The following is a 13,728-nucleotide window of genomic DNA, read 5'->3' as shown; positions in this document are numbered from 1 at the left end:
AAACAGTAACAAACTGTCTATAACCTACTGAAAATAGCGCCAGTGATCTACCGCCAGAAAACACTATTTCTTACTTTATCTGTGAAAAATAAGCGATCGGCGTCACTGACAGTGATATTTACCTTAAATTCTTCGCCGGAACCGATAAATCGCGCAAGCGAAGCGGTAAAAACATGATATAGCGCCATAAGAGAACAACTTATTAACATTAAATTAACTTGTAAAAGTCATAAGCTTTATCAGTTTTACTTGTCAAACGCCTGTTTTTTCAACATATCACTAAATGTTATCGAATTCGGTGATTCAGTGAGCACAGGCTGTGAAAAATGGCGCAGACAGCGACAGGTTTTAAATGCAATAATCGGGACCGTCTCAAATTAACAACAATACCAGTACATGGTTTGCGCAAGGCGAAGGATTATTTTTATGAAGCTTAAGAACACACTCCTGGCGTCCGCACTTCTTTGTGGGACCGCCCTGTCTGCGAATGCCGCAACAGAGTTAACGCCGGAGCAAGCGGCAGCGTTAAAACCTTTTGACCATACGGTCATTGTGGGTCGTTATAATTCTATTGGCGATGCCGTCGCCGCTGCATCAAAAGCCGCTGATAAAAACGGGGCGGCCTCGTTTTACGTTGTTGACCAGTCTGACTATGGCAACAGCGGTAACCAGCGTGTGACCATTGCGCTGTACAAAGACAATGCGCCAAAAGCTGACGCACCGAAAAACCGCGTGATCAACGGTGTCGTTGAGTTGCCGAAAGATCAGGCGATTGAGCTGGAACCTTACGACACGGTTACCGTTCAAGGCTTCTATCGCAGCCAGCCTGAAGTGAACGATGCCATCACCAAAGCCGCGAAAGCGAAAGGTGCATACTCTTTCTACATCGTGCGTCAGGTCGATGCTAACCAGGGCGGCAACCAGCGTATTACCGCATTCATCTATAAAGAAGATGCGAAAAAACGTGTTCTGCAAAGCCCGGATGCGATCCCGGCTGATTCAGAAGCGGGTCGCGCAGCGCTGGCGAAAGGCGGCGAAGAAGCGAAGAAAGTTGAAATCCCTGGCGTAGCAACCTCTGCTGCACCCAGTGCTGAAGTGGGCCGTTTCTTTGAAACGCAATCCACAAAAGGTGGCCGTTATTCCGTGACGCTGCCAGACGGCACCAAAATTGAAGAGCTGAACAAAGCCACTGCTGCGCAGATGGTGCCGTTCGACAGCATCAAGTTTACCGGCAACTACGGCAACATGACGGAAGTCTCTTATCAGGTCGCGAAGCGTGCGGCGAAGAAAGGGGCGAAGTACTACCATATCACCCGCCAGTGGCAGGAACGTGGTAACAACGTGACCATCAGCGCCGATCTGTACAAGTAACAAAACCGTTTACGAAAGGCGGCGCAATGCCGCCTTTTTTGTTACTTTTTTTGAATTTCTGCCACACGTCATTGCATGCTTTCGTTACACTCCGTAAAATCCCGCGCCTTAGTGTGATCCACCATTTTTATGCGCCTGTGCGAAATAATTATTCTGGATTTGGACCTTTCATAACAGGAAGCCAATGGAAAAGAAACTTGGCCTGAGTGCTCTGACTGCACTCGTTTTAAGCTCGATGCTGGGTGCGGGCGTATTCAGTTTGCCGCAAAACATGGCGGCCGTCGCAAGCCCTGCCGCACTGCTCATTGGCTGGGGCATTACGGGCGTTGGAATAATGCTGCTGGCCTTCGCCATGCTGCTGCTCACCCGCATTCGCCCCGATCTGGACGGCGGGATTTTCACCTATGCCCGTGAAGGTTTCGGCGAGCTGATTGGCTTCTGTTCCGCGTGGGGATACTGGCTGTGTGCGGTTATCGCCAATGTCTCTTATCTGGTTATTGTCTTTTCGGCGCTCAGTTTCTTTACCGATACCCCAGCGCTACGCCTCTTTGGCGACGGCAATACCTGGCAGTCTATTGTCGGCGCCTCGGTGTTGCTGTGGTTCGTCCACTGGCTGGTGCTGCGTGGCGTACAAACCGCCGCCAGCATTAACCTGGTCGCGACCCTCGCGAAGCTGGTTCCGCTTGGCCTGTTTATCGTTCTGGCCTTTATCGCGTTTCGTCTCGACGTGTTTACGCTCGATTTCAGCGGCATGGCGCTTGGCGTCCCGGTCTGGGAGCAGGTGAAAAATACGATGCTGATCACCCTGTGGGTGTTTATCGGGGTTGAAGGCGCGGTCGTGGTGTCAGCCCGTGCGCGCAATAAACGTGACGTTGGCCGTGCCACGCTGCTGGCCGTGCTGGCGGCGCTGGGAGTGTATCTGCTGGTCACGCTGCTGTCGCTGGGCGTGGTGGCGCGTCCTGAGCTGGCCGAAATGCGTAACCCGTCAATGGCCGGACTGATGGTGAAAATGCTCGGTCCCTGGGGCGATGTGGTGATTGCTGCGGGCCTGATTATCTCCGTCTGCGGGGCTTACCTGAGCTGGACCATCATGGCGGCGGAAGTGCCGTTCCTGGCCTCTACGCACAAAGCATTTCCTCGCCTGTTTGCGCGTCAGAACAAAAACAATGCGCCTGCCGCGTCACTGTGGCTGACCAACATCAGCGTTCAGGTCTGCCTTGTGCTGATCTGGCTCACAGGTTCAGACTATAACACCCTGTTGACCATCGCCTCGGAAATGATTCTGGTACCCTATTTCTTAGTGGGCGCCTATTTGTTAAAAATTGCCACACGCCCGGTGCATTATGTCGTGGGTGTCGGAGCCTGTATTTACGGCCTGTGGTTGTTGTATGCTTCCGGGCCTATGCATCTGCTGCTGTCGGTGGTGTTGTACGCGCCGGGGCTGCTGGTGTTTATCTACGCCCGCCACACGCATCAGCTGGAGAATGCGCTGAAACGCCGTGAAATGGCATTAATTGGACTGTTACTGGTTGCTGCCGTACCGGCAACCTGGATGTTGATGGGATAGCATCGCCTTTCCCATTGTTGAACTGCAAAGGAGAATACGATGGGAAATGCACAGCTTCGTCCAATACTGATCACCGGTGGAGGCCGTCGAATCGGCCTCGCCCTCGCCCATCATTTTCTTAACCTTCGCCAGCCGGTCATTGTCAGCTACCGTACCGAATATCCGTCAATTGAAGGGCTGCGCAAAGCCGGAGCGGTCTGCATGCAGGCTGATTTTTCAACCGATGACGGCATTCTGGCCTTTGCGGAAAAGGTGAAATCCACCACCACGGCTCTGCGGGCGGTGATCCATAACGCCAGCGCATGGCAGGCCGAAAAGTCCGGCACATCACTCAGCGAAACGCTCTCCGCCATGCTGCAGATCCACGTCAACGCGCCTTATCTGCTTAACCATGCGCTACAGGATCTGCTGCGCGGGCATGGACATGCTGCGGGCGATATCATTCACTTCACCGATTATGTGGTAGAGCGTGGAAGCGACAAGCACATCGCCTATGCGGCCAGTAAAGCCGCACTGGATAACATGACGCGCTCGTTTGCCCGTAAACTCGCCCCGGAGGTGAAGGTCAACGCCATCGCCCCGGCGATGATTTTGTTCAACGAAAACGATGATGCGGAGTACCGTCAGCAGGCGCTGAATAAGTCGCTCATGAAAATTGCGCCGGGCGAAAAAGAGGTGATCGACCTGGTGGATTACCTGCTCACCAGTTGCTATGTCACCGGCAGAACCTTTGCCGTGGACGGCGGCCGGCCGCTGCGCTAGTGAAAATATCGGAACCGGCGTTAATGTTGAAAGATTAATGGAAGGTTAAGGTTCCGCGGTGTATGTTGGCTTTTTTCACGAAAACAGACGTTGTATGAATAAGATTGTTTATGTTGAAGACGAACCCGAAGTCGGGCAACTGATTGCCGCCTATCTGGGTAAACATGATATGGACGTCATTGTTGAGCCTCGCGGCGATTGTGCCGAAGAGGTGGTGGTCCGTGAAAACCCCGATCTGGTGTTGCTGGATATCATGTTGCCAGGAAAGGACGGCATGACGCTCTGCCGTGACCTGCGCGCCCGCTGGGACGGCCCTATCGTACTTCTCACCTCTCTGGACAGCGATATGAACCATATTCTGTCGCTGGAGATGGGGGCCAATGACTACATTCTGAAAACCACACCGCCTGCCGTCCTGCTTGCCCGCCTGCGCCTCCATTTACGCCAGCACGCCAGCATCGAACGCGAAGCACCGGCGCCGTCTCTGACACCGCATAAAGCCATGCGGTTTGGTACGCTGTCGATTGATCCGATTAACCGTCAGGTGTTGCTGTCCGGGGAACTTATAGCCCTCTCTACCGCAGACTTTGACCTGCTGTGGGAGCTGGCAACCCATGCCGGGCAGATCATGGACCGTGACGCGCTGCTGAAAAACCTGCGGGGAGTAAGCTATGACGGAATGGACCGCAGCGTGGACGTTGCGATTTCGCGACTGCGCAAGAAACTGCAGGATAATGCCACCGAGCCCTACCGCATCAAAACCGTGCGTAACAAGGGCTACCTATTTGCCCCCCACGCCTGGGAAACCTGATCGTCTTATCCGTACAAGATTTTCTGCGCGAAATGAAGGCATTACACGACGTTCGCCTTTCTTTCGCGCGTTTATTCCCCCTTTTGCGCAACAATTAACTTGCTAAGCCCGCGAACTATTCCATAATTAACATCTCATCTCTCTTCTCTTCAGCTCGCCCCGCACCGGCGACCGTTTTACTCATTTTCGCCGTGAAGCTTTCACGACATCTCTCCCATAAAATCTTGAAATGAGGATTTAAGACCATGAATTATGTATAGCTACAATCAGGTAGAAGCCATCAAAACCAATCTCGAGTGGATTGTGAATCAGGCTACTCTTAACCACGCCTCCCCCTCACGCACCGATCAAAAAGCGCTCTTTGACCTGCTGGAACTGATCCAGTCATATGAAATACTCCTGGATCTTATTCACGAATTCGGGACGGATGTGATTGATATGCACATTGCGGAAGGCCTGGCCATGACAGAAAAACTCATCGCCAAGGTAAAAAACAGCGCGAAAGCCATTTAACACGCTAGACAGACATGAAAAACCTGAAGGGTTTTCATGTATATTCTGCACATAGCGTTTTTGCGGTGAGATCCAATGAAAAAGCTGTTTGTGCAGTTTTATCTTTTACTGTTTGTCTGCTTCCTCGTGATGACTATGCTGGTCGGGCTGGTTTATAAGTTTACCGCCGAACGTGCGGGCAGACAGTCGCTGGATGACCTGATGAAAAGCTCGCTCTATCTGATGCGCAGCGAGCTGAGAGAGATCCCGCCACACGACTGGGCGAAAACCCTGAAAGAGCTGGATCTGAATCTGTCGTTCGATTTACGCATCGAGCCGTTGAAAGATTTCGAACTCGATCCGCCCGCCATGCAGCGTCTGCGCGAGGGCGACATCGTCGCGCTGGATGAGAAATATACCTTTATCCAGCGTATCCCTCGCAGCCATTACGTGCTGGCCGTCGGGCCGGTGCCCTATCTCTATTATCTGCACCAGATGCGTCTGCTGGACATGGCGCTGATGGCCTTTATTGCCATTTCACTGGCGTTTCCGGTCTTTATCTGGATGCGCCCACACTGGCAGGACATGCTGAAACTCGAATCCGCCGCGCAGCGTTTTGGCGAGGGGCATTTTACCGAGCGTATCCACTTCGACAGCGGTTCCAGCTTTGAACGACTGGGCGTGGCCTTTAACCAGATGGCCGATAATATCAATGCCCTTATCGCCAGCAAGAAGCAACTGATTGACGGGATTGCGCACGAGCTGCGTACGCCACTGGTTCGCCTGCGCTACCGTCTGGAGATGAGCGAGAATCTGACGGAATCAGAGTCTCAGGCGCTTAACCGCGATATTGGTCAGCTTGAAGCGCTGATTGAGGAGCTGCTTACTTACGCGCGCCTCGACCGCCCGCAGAACGAACTCAACCTCAGCACGCCGGACCTGCCTGACTGGCTGCAAACCCACATTGATGATGTCCAGAGCGTGAACCCGCAGCGCACGCTGCGCACGCGCGTCACGCAAGGTGATTACGGTGCGCTCGATATGCGCCTGATGGAGCGCGTGCTGGACAATCTGATCAACAACGCCCTGCGCTACAGCGAAAGTACGCTCCAGATTGGCCTGGATGTGCAGGGCAATCAGGCCAGCCTGACGGTTGAGGATGACGGCCCGGGAATTGCCCCGGAAGCACGCGAAACCGTGTTTGAACCGTTTGTACGTTTAGACCCCAGCCGCGATCGCGCCACCGGTGGATGTGGTCTGGGGCTGGCGATTGTTTACTCTATCGCCCAGGCCATGGGCGGCACCGTGCATTGTGAGGAGAGCGAACTCGGCGGCGCGCGCTTCTGCTTTAGCTGGCCCGTGTACCATAACGTCGCCCTTCCCGTTCCTGCCTGACCAAACCGCACGCTGGCCTGACCCGGCGTGTTGTGCTATATGATAAGTATGTTGTAACTAATGAGAGTGTTTATGGCATCCTACGATCTCATCGAAAGGCTGAACAGCACCTTTCGCGAAATAGAACACGAGCTACTGACCCTGACAGAACGTTTGCAGGCCTGCCGTCTGCTGGCCGCGCGCGTCTTTACCCTGCCCGATGTGGCCAAAGGGGCCGAGCACGATCCGCTGGATACCATCGAGGTGAAACAGCACCTCGGTAGCGCCGCCTGTGAGCTGGCGATGAAGCACTACCGCCATCTCTTTATCCAGCAGCAGTCAGAACAGCGCAGCAGTAAGGCGGCCGTGCGTCTGCCGGGTGTGATCTGCCTGCAAACCGATGCCCCAGCGCGTGAAGCGCTGGAAACCCAGATTGCCCACATCAACACCCTGAAAGCGACCTTTGAAAAAATCATCACCGAAGAGTCGGGCCTGGCCCCTGCCGCCCGGTTTGAGTGGGTGCACCGCCAGCTTCCGGGCCTGATAACCCTTAATGCCTACCGCACCCTGACGGTACTGCGTCACCCCGCCACGCTGCGTTTCGGCTGGGCGAATAAGCACATCATTAAGAATTTCACCCGGGATGAAATTCTGGCCCAGCTGGAAAAAAGTCTGAAGACGCCACGCACCGTCGCACCGTGGTCGCGCGAGCAGTGGATTGAGCGCCTGGAGCAGGAATATCACAGCATCGCGTCGCTACCGGCAAAGACGCGCCTCAAGATCAAGCGCCCGGTGAAAGTTCAGCCTATCGCCCGCGTCTGGTATTCCGGTCAGCAAAAACAGGTGCAGTATGCCTGCCCGACGCCTTTGATTGCGCTTTATGATGCCGATCAGGGTGCCATCGTGCCGGACATTGGTGAGCTGTTGAATTACGATGCTGAAAATGTCCAGCACCGTTACAGACCCCAGGCGCAACCGCTTCAGCTGATTATTCCGCGGTTGCACCTGTATGTGGCGGAATGATTATTTCAGACTGCCGACCATCGCTTCCGGGCGTACCCAGGCGTCAAATTCCGCCTCCGTCAGATAGCCCAGCGCCAGGGCGGAGGCTTTCAGCGTCAGCCCCTCCTTATGCGCTTTTTTGGCGATCTCGGCGGCCTTGTCGTAGCCGATATGGGTATTGAGTGCAGTCACCAGCATCAGAGACTCATTCAACAGCTGGCTGATGCGCTCGCGGTTTGGCTCAATGCCCACCGCGCAGTGCTCGTTAAAGCTCTCCATCCCATCCGCCAGCAGACGAATCGATTGCAGAACGTTGTGGATCACCATCGGGCGATAGACGTTCAGCTCGAAGTTGCCGGATGCACCGCCCATGTTGACGGCCACGTCGTTGCCCATCACCTGACAGCAGAGCATGGTCATGGCTTCGCACTGGGTCGGGTTCACTTTACCCGGCATGATAGAACTACCCGGCTCGTTTTCCGGAATGCTGATTTCACCAATGCCGCAGCGCGGGCCTGAGGCCAGCCAGCGCACGTCGTTGGCAATTTTCATCAGCGAGGCCGCCAGCCCTTTCAGCGCACCGTGGGTGTGAACCAGCGCATCGCAGGTCGCCAGCGCTTCGAACTTATTGGGCGCCGTGACAAACGGCTGACCGGTAATGGCAGCAAGCTCCCTCGCCACGCGCACCGCATACTCCGGATGGGTATTTAACCCGGTCCCCACCGCCGTGCCGCCGAGCGCCAGCTCCGACAGATGCGGCAGGCTGTTCTCAATATGCTTCAGATTGTGTTCCAGCATCGCCACCCAGCCGGAAATCTCCTGGCCGAGCGTCAGCGGCGTGGCATCCTGCAGGTGCGTACGGCCAATTTTAACGATATCGCGGAAGGCCTGCGCCTTGTCGTTAAGCGTGGCCTTGAGGACATTGAGCTGCGGGATAAGCTGTTCGCGAAGAGCAATCACCGCCGCCACGTGCATCGCCGTGGGGAAGACGTCATTAGAACTTTGGCTTTTGTTGACGTCATCGTTTGGATGGACCTTACGCTCCATACCACGCACGCCGCCCAGCAGCTCACTGGCCCGGTTTGCCAGCACTTCGTTCATGTTCATATTGCTTTGCGTGCCGGAACCGGTCTGCCAGATGGCAAGGGGGAATTCGTCGGGGTGCTTGCCCGCCAGCACTTCGTCGGCGGCATTCATGATGGCGGTGGCTTTATCGGCCGCCAGCAGGCCTAAATCCTGGTTAACTTTCGCGGCGGCCCGTTTGGTGAGGGCCAGCGCCTGAATCAGCGAGACGGGCATTTTCTCGGTCGAAATACGGAAATGCTCGAGCGAACGCTGGGTTTGCGCGCCCCAGAGCTTATCGGCCGGAACCTCGATGGCGCCCATAGAATCTTTCTCATGGCGTACCGTTGTCATTACTTTCTCCTTGATAACAAAAGAGGGATTGCTCACATGCTTAAGGGATAAGTATTGATGACTTCTGAGAAACGTTATGGCGCTTTGTGCGCTCTTTTTGGTGTCGGGTGGCGCTGATGCTTACCCGACCTACGAGAATGTAGGCCGGGTAAGGCACAGCCGCCACCCGGAAATTTACAGAATTACTTCACACAGGCCGAACACTGAGAGGACTGGATCTGTTTGAAGAAGTCGTTGCCTTTGTCATCCACGAGGATAAACGCCGGGAAGTCTTCCACTTCGATTTTCCAGATAGCTTCCATACCCAGTTCCGGGTATTCCACACACTCCAGACTCTTGATGCTGCCCTGCGCCAGCACCGCAGCCGGGCCGCCGATGCTGCCGAGGTAGAAGCCGCCGTGCTTGTGGCACGCGTCCGTCACCTGCTGACTACGGTTGCCTTTTGCCAGCATAATCATGCTGCCGCCGTTAGCCTGTAGCTGGTCAACGTACGAGTCCATACGCCCGGCCGTGGTGGGGCCTAACGAGCCAGAAGCATAGCCCTCAGGCGTTTTCGCCGGGCCCGCGTAGTAGATCGGATGATCTTTAATGTACTGCGGCAGCCCTTCGCCGTTGTCCAGACGCTCTTTCAGCTTCGCGTGCGCGATGTCGCGGCCCACGATAATGGTGCCGTTGAGGGAGAGACGAGTCGAAACCGGATATTGTGAAAGCTGCGCCAGGATCTCTTTCATCGGACGGTTCAGATCAACGCGAACCGCTTCGCCCTCACCCGCTTTACGCAGTTCTTCCGGGATGTATTTACCCGGGTTGTTTTCCAGTTTTTCGATCCACACACCTTCACGGTTGATCTTCGCCTTGATGTTACGATCCGCGGAGCAGGAGACGCCCATCCCGACCGGACAGGATGCACCGTGACGCGGCAGACGGATCACGCGCACGTCGTGGGCGAAGTATTTACCGCCAAACTGCGCACCGAGGCCCAGATTGCGCGCTTCTTCCAATAGCTCCTGTTCAAGCTGAACGTCGCGGAACGCCTGGCCGTGCTCGTTACCTTCTGTCGGCAGGCCGTCATAGTATTTGGTCGAGGCCAGCTTCACGGTTTTCAGCGTGCTTTCCGCCGACGTACCGCCAATCACAAACGCGATATGGTACGGCGGGCACGCCGCGGTACCGAGGGTGCGCATTTTTTCCACCAGATAGTTCTTCAGCTTGCCCGGGGTGAGCAGCGCTTTGGTTTCCTGGTAGAGATAGGTCTTGTTAGCTGAACCGCCGCCTTTGGCGATACAGAGGAATTTGTACTCGTCGCCGTCCACGCTGTAGAGGTCAATCTGTGCAGGCAGGTTGGTGCCGGTGTTGACCTCTTTGTACATGTCCAGCGGCGCGTTCTGCGAATAGCGCAGGTTGTCTTCGGTGTAGGTGTTGTAAACGCCGTGCGCCAGCGCCGCTTCATCGCCGCCGCCGGTCCAGACGCGCTGGCCTTTTTTCCCGACGATGATTGCCGTGCCGGTGTCCTGGCAGGTTGGCAGAATGCCTTTTGCCGCGATATCGGAGTTACGCAGGAACTGCAGGGCAACGTATTTATCGTTTTCGCTGGCCTCGGGATCGCTCAGGATATCGGCCACCTGCTGCTGGTGTGCAGGACGGAGCATGAACGAGGCGTCGTGAAAAGCCTGCTGCGCCAGCAGCGTCAGCGCCTGCGGATCGACCTTCAGGATCTCTTGTCCTTCAAACTCAGAGACAGAGACGTGATCGCGGGTTAACAGATAGTATTCGGTCTGATCCTTACTCAGCGGGAAAGGATCCTGATAATGGAAGGGTTTGTTCGACATTGTTCTCTCACTTACTGCTTCAGTCTGATTATTTGGGCAGATGTTCCGCTGCCCGCTTAAAAGCGAGTCAGCTTATCCTACACAATTTTTTAACAAAAACTGAGACTAGTACGACTTTTTACATCCACAGGTTACTTCCCGGTAGTTTATTGCTTTAATACCCGAAGTTTATTCCACATTTGAATCAGGGCTTGATAATGCAAAAACTCATCAACTCAGTGCAAAACTACGCCTGGGGAAGTAAAACTGCGTTAACGGATCTCTACGGTATCGCGAACCCAAACAACCTGCCCATGGCAGAACTGTGGATGGGTGCGCACCCGAAGAGCAGCTCAAAAATTGAAGACGCCAGCGGTCAGGTGCACAGCCTGCGCGACGTCATTGATGCCGATAAAGCCGCGCTGCTGGGCGACAAGGTGGCTCAGCGCTTTGGCGAACTGCCGTTCCTGTTTAAAGTGCTGTGCGCCGACCAGCCGCTCTCCATCCAGGTCCACCCGAATAAGAAAGCCTCTGAAATGGGCTTTGCGAAAGAGAATGCGGCCGGTATTCCGTTAGACGCTGCCGAGCGTAACTACAAAGATCCAAACCATAAGCCGGAGCTGGTGTTCGCGCTGACCCCGTTCCTGGCGATGAACGCCTTCCGCGAGTTTTCAGAGATTATTTCCCTGCTGCAACCGGTCGCTGGTGCCAATAACGCTATCGCCCACTTCCTCGAAAACCCCAATGCAGAAGGCCTGAGCCAGCTGTTTGCCAGCCTGCTTAACATGCAGGGTGACGAGAAATCCCACGCGCTGGCGGTGCTGAAAGCAGCCCTGACCACGCAGCAAGGTGAACCGTGGGACACCATTCGCCTGATCTCTGAGTTCTACCCGGACGACAGCGGCCTGTTCTCTCCTCTGCTGCTGAACGTGGTGAAGCTGAACCCGGGCGAAGCGATGTTCCTGTTCGCGGAAACCCCGCACGCCTACCTGCAGGGCGTGGCGCTGGAAGTGATGGCCAACTCCGACAACGTGCTACGCGCGGGCCTGACGCCGAAATACATCGACATCCCTGAACTGGTTGCTAACGTGAAGTTCGTGGCGAAACCTGCCGCAGAGCTGCTGACTCAGCCAGTGAAAAAGGGCGCAGAGCTGGACTTCCCGATCCCGGTTGAGGATTTTGCTTTCTCGCTGCATGACCTGAGCCAGACAGAAACGACCATCGCGCAGGAGAGCGCGGCGATCCTGTTCTGCGTGGAGGGCGAAGCTACTCTGCATAAAAATAGCGAGCGTCTGGTGCTGAAACCGGGTGAATCGGCGTTTGTTGCGGCGAATGAGTCTCCGGTAAGCGTAAGTGGCACCGGTCGTCTGGCGCGCGTTTTTAATAAGCTATAGGCACTTACTGAATTTTTTAACAACTCTTGCTAAGCTAGTGGCAGGTTTTATATCTCCGGGCGGTTTCAACCGCCTGGTTTCATTTTAGGGATAGTCGCAATGAAAAAATCGGTCGTAGCGGTTGGAGTGATTGTAGCGTTAGGCGTGGTCTGGACGGGTGCCTCCTGGTATACCGGGAAACAGCTGGAAAGCCGTCTGGCTGAGATGGTGGCGCAGGCTAACAGCGAAATTAAGGGCAGCGCACCGGAAGCGGGCGTAGAGCTGAGCTACCAGAATTATCAGCGCGGTGTGTTCACCAGCCATATGCAGCTGGTGGTGAAGCCTGTTGCCGGTAATGAAAACGGCTGGCTGAAGCCGGGTCAGAGCGTGGTGCTGAATGAAGTGGTGAGCCACGGTCCATTCCCGCTGGCGCAGTTAAAGTCGTTTAACCTGATCCCGTCGATGGCGTCCGTTCATACTGTTCTGGTGAACAACGACCTGACCAAACCGCTGTTTGATCTGGCGAAGAATGAATCACCTTTCGATATTAACACCCGCATTAGCTACTCCGGTGATACCCGTTCTGATATCGCGCTGAAAGCGCTGAACTACGAGAAAGAGAATGAGAAAGTCGCCTTTAGCGGCGGCAATTTCCAGGTTGATACTGACCGCGACGGGAACGTGTTATCTCTGACGGGTGAAGCGGAAAGTGGCCTGGTCGATGCCGTAAATGAATATAACCAAAAAGTTCAGCTCACCTTTAACAATCTGAAAGCCGACGGCAACAGCCGAATGACCGACTTTAAAGAGCGCATCGGCGATCAGAAACTGTCTGTCGACAAGATTGCGATTGCCATTGAAGGTAAAGAGATGGCTGTGCTGGAAGGCATGAACATCGACGGCAAATCTGACGTGTCTAAAGACGGCAAAAACATCAACACCCAGCTGGATTACACGCTGAAGAGCCTGAAAGTCCAGAATCAGGATCTGGGCACCGGCAAGTTTTCGCTGAAAATCGGCAATATCGACGGCCAGGCGTGGCACGAATTTAGCCAGAAATACAGCAAAGAGAGCCAGGCGCTGCTGACCGATGCCGCGCTGCAGCAGAACCCGGAGGTGTACCAGCAGCAGGCTATGGCGGTACTGTTCAACAACCTGCCAATCCTGCTGAAAGGCGAGCCGGTGGTCACCGTTGCGCCGCTGAGCTGGAAAAACAGCAAAGGCGAAACCAGCTTCAACCTCTCTCTGTTCCTGAAAGATCCGGCAACCGCCACGGGCGAACCTCAGACGCTGGCACAGGAAGTGGATCGCAGCGTGAAGTCCCTCGACAGCAAGCTGACTATCCCGATGGATATGGCCACCGAGTTTATGACCCAGATTGCGAAGCTGGAAGGCTACGGCGATGAAGATGCTGGCAAGCTGGCGAATCAGCAGGTGAAAGGTCTGGCGGCAATGGGCCAGATGTTCCGCATCACCAAGGTGGACAACAACACCATCTCCACCAGCCTGCAGTATGCCAACGGTCAGGTGACGCTCAACGGCGACAAAATGCCGCTGGATGACTTTGTCGGCATGTTTGGTATGCCTGCTCTGGGCGCGCCGGAACCGGCTGAACCCGCAGCGCCAGCCGAACCAGCAGCGCCACAACAGTAAACGTCAAAACCCCTCATGCGAGGGGTTTTTTATTGCCGGGTGGCGCTGACGCTTACCCGGCCTACGATTCCGGGCCGTTGTAGGCCCGTGCAAGCGCAG

Annotated in this window: 11 protein-coding genes; 9 read left to right on the top strand and 2 right to left on the bottom strand. The window is 55.1% G+C overall.

Annotation, left to right across the window (positions count from 1 at the left end):
* Window positions 1-426: 426 nt before the first annotated feature.
* The 7 genes from ydgH to tus all read left to right on the top strand — a co-directional run bounded on the left by ydgH (window position 427) and on the right by tus (window position 7,400).
* Window positions 427-1,371: a DUF1471 family protein YdgH gene (gene ydgH, locus LDK53_RS01490; protein ID WP_025758566.1), complete on the top strand. Its 945-nt coding sequence runs from the start codon at window positions 427-429 to the stop codon at window positions 1,369-1,371.
* Window positions 1,372-1,555: 184 nt separating this feature from the next.
* Window positions 1,556-2,938, top strand: coding sequence for an amino acid permease (locus LDK53_RS01485; protein ID WP_025758565.1), 1,383 nt, complete (start codon window positions 1,556-1,558; stop codon window positions 2,936-2,938).
* A 39-nt stretch (window positions 2,939-2,977) separates the two neighbouring features.
* Window positions 2,978-3,700 carry a dihydromonapterin reductase gene (gene folM / locus LDK53_RS01480; RefSeq protein ID WP_225283620.1) on the top strand — a complete coding sequence of 241 codons (723 nt, stop codon included), beginning with the start codon at window positions 2,978-2,980 and terminating at the stop codon, window positions 3,698-3,700.
* Window positions 3,701-3,794: 94 nt separating this feature from the next.
* Window positions 3,795-4,511, top strand: a complete 717-nt coding sequence (rstA, locus tag LDK53_RS01475; protein WP_025758561.1) for a two-component system response regulator RstA — start codon at window positions 3,795-3,797, stop codon at window positions 4,509-4,511.
* Window positions 4,512-4,763: 252 nt separating this feature from the next.
* Window positions 4,764-5,024: a hypothetical protein gene (locus tag LDK53_RS01470; RefSeq protein WP_045284909.1), complete on the top strand. Its 261-nt coding sequence runs from the start codon at window positions 4,764-4,766 to the stop codon at window positions 5,022-5,024.
* A 75-nt stretch (window positions 5,025-5,099) separates the two neighbouring features.
* Window positions 5,100-6,398, top strand: a complete 1,299-nt coding sequence (gene rstB / locus LDK53_RS01465; RefSeq protein ID WP_225283609.1) for a two-component system sensor histidine kinase RstB — start codon at window positions 5,100-5,102, stop codon at window positions 6,396-6,398.
* Window positions 6,399-6,470: 72 nt separating this feature from the next.
* The gene (gene tus, locus LDK53_RS01460; RefSeq protein ID WP_225283607.1) at window positions 6,471-7,400 is read left to right on the top strand and encodes a DNA replication terminus site-binding protein; all 930 of its coding nucleotides are present in this window, start codon (window positions 6,471-6,473) and stop codon (window positions 7,398-7,400) included.
* Here the strand turns inward: tus and fumC are convergent, their stop codons facing one another.
* Together fumC and fumA are read right to left on the bottom strand one after the other, a co-directional pair.
* Window positions 7,401-8,795 (bottom strand): class II fumarate hydratase, encoded by a 1,395-nt coding sequence (gene fumC, locus LDK53_RS01455; protein WP_225283605.1) that lies wholly within the window; start codon window positions 8,793-8,795, stop codon window positions 7,401-7,403.
* A 182-nt stretch (window positions 8,796-8,977) separates the two neighbouring features.
* Window positions 8,978-10,624, bottom strand: a complete 1,647-nt coding sequence (gene fumA / locus LDK53_RS01450) for a class I fumarate hydratase FumA (protein ID WP_025758374.1) — start codon at window positions 10,622-10,624, stop codon at window positions 8,978-8,980.
* A gap of 197 nt (window positions 10,625-10,821) precedes the next feature.
* Between fumA and manA the strand changes: the two genes are divergently transcribed.
* Together manA and LDK53_RS01440 are read left to right on the top strand one after the other, a co-directional pair.
* The gene (manA, locus tag LDK53_RS01445; RefSeq protein ID WP_104557708.1) at window positions 10,822-11,997 is read left to right on the top strand and encodes a mannose-6-phosphate isomerase; all 1,176 of its coding nucleotides are present in this window, start codon (window positions 10,822-10,824) and stop codon (window positions 11,995-11,997) included.
* Between the two features lie 99 nt (window positions 11,998-12,096).
* Window positions 12,097-13,629 carry a YdgA family protein gene (locus LDK53_RS01440; RefSeq protein WP_094917635.1) on the top strand — a complete coding sequence of 511 codons (1,533 nt, stop codon included), beginning with the start codon at window positions 12,097-12,099 and terminating at the stop codon, window positions 13,627-13,629.
* Window positions 13,630-13,728 lie beyond the last annotated feature (99 nt).

Source organism: Enterobacter sp. K16B, assembly GCF_020216105.1.
Taxonomy (GTDB): domain Bacteria; phylum Pseudomonadota; class Gammaproteobacteria; order Enterobacterales; family Enterobacteriaceae; genus Enterobacter; species Enterobacter sichuanensis.
This window is presented reverse-complemented; position numbering and strand designations above follow the sequence as displayed.

Bases quoted from the DNA above. Each gene is read 5' to 3' on its own strand.
- ydgH (WP_025758566.1), top strand. From the start codon at position 427: ATGAAGCTTAAGAACACACTCCTGGCGTCCGCACTTCTTTGTGGGACC.
- LDK53_RS01485 (WP_025758565.1), top strand. From the start codon at position 1,556: ATGGAAAAGAAACTTGGCCTGAGTGCTCTGACTGCACTCGTTTTAAGC.
- folM (WP_225283620.1), top strand. From the start codon at position 2,978: ATGGGAAATGCACAGCTTCGTCCAATACTGATCACCGGTGGAGGCCGT.
- rstA (WP_025758561.1), top strand. From the start codon at position 3,795: ATGAATAAGATTGTTTATGTTGAAGACGAACCCGAAGTCGGGCAACTG.
- LDK53_RS01470 (WP_045284909.1), top strand. From the start codon at position 4,764: ATGTATAGCTACAATCAGGTAGAAGCCATCAAAACCAATCTCGAGTGG.
- rstB (WP_225283609.1), top strand. From the start codon at position 5,100: ATGAAAAAGCTGTTTGTGCAGTTTTATCTTTTACTGTTTGTCTGCTTC.
- tus (WP_225283607.1), top strand. From the start codon at position 6,471: ATGGCATCCTACGATCTCATCGAAAGGCTGAACAGCACCTTTCGCGAA.
- fumC (WP_225283605.1), bottom strand. From the start codon at position 8,795: ATGACAACGGTACGCCATGAGAAAGATTCTATGGGCGCCATCGAGGTT.
- fumA (WP_025758374.1), bottom strand. From the start codon at position 10,624: ATGTCGAACAAACCCTTCCATTATCAGGATCCTTTCCCGCTGAGTAAG.
- manA (WP_104557708.1), top strand. From the start codon at position 10,822: ATGCAAAAACTCATCAACTCAGTGCAAAACTACGCCTGGGGAAGTAAA.
- LDK53_RS01440 (WP_094917635.1), top strand. From the start codon at position 12,097: ATGAAAAAATCGGTCGTAGCGGTTGGAGTGATTGTAGCGTTAGGCGTG.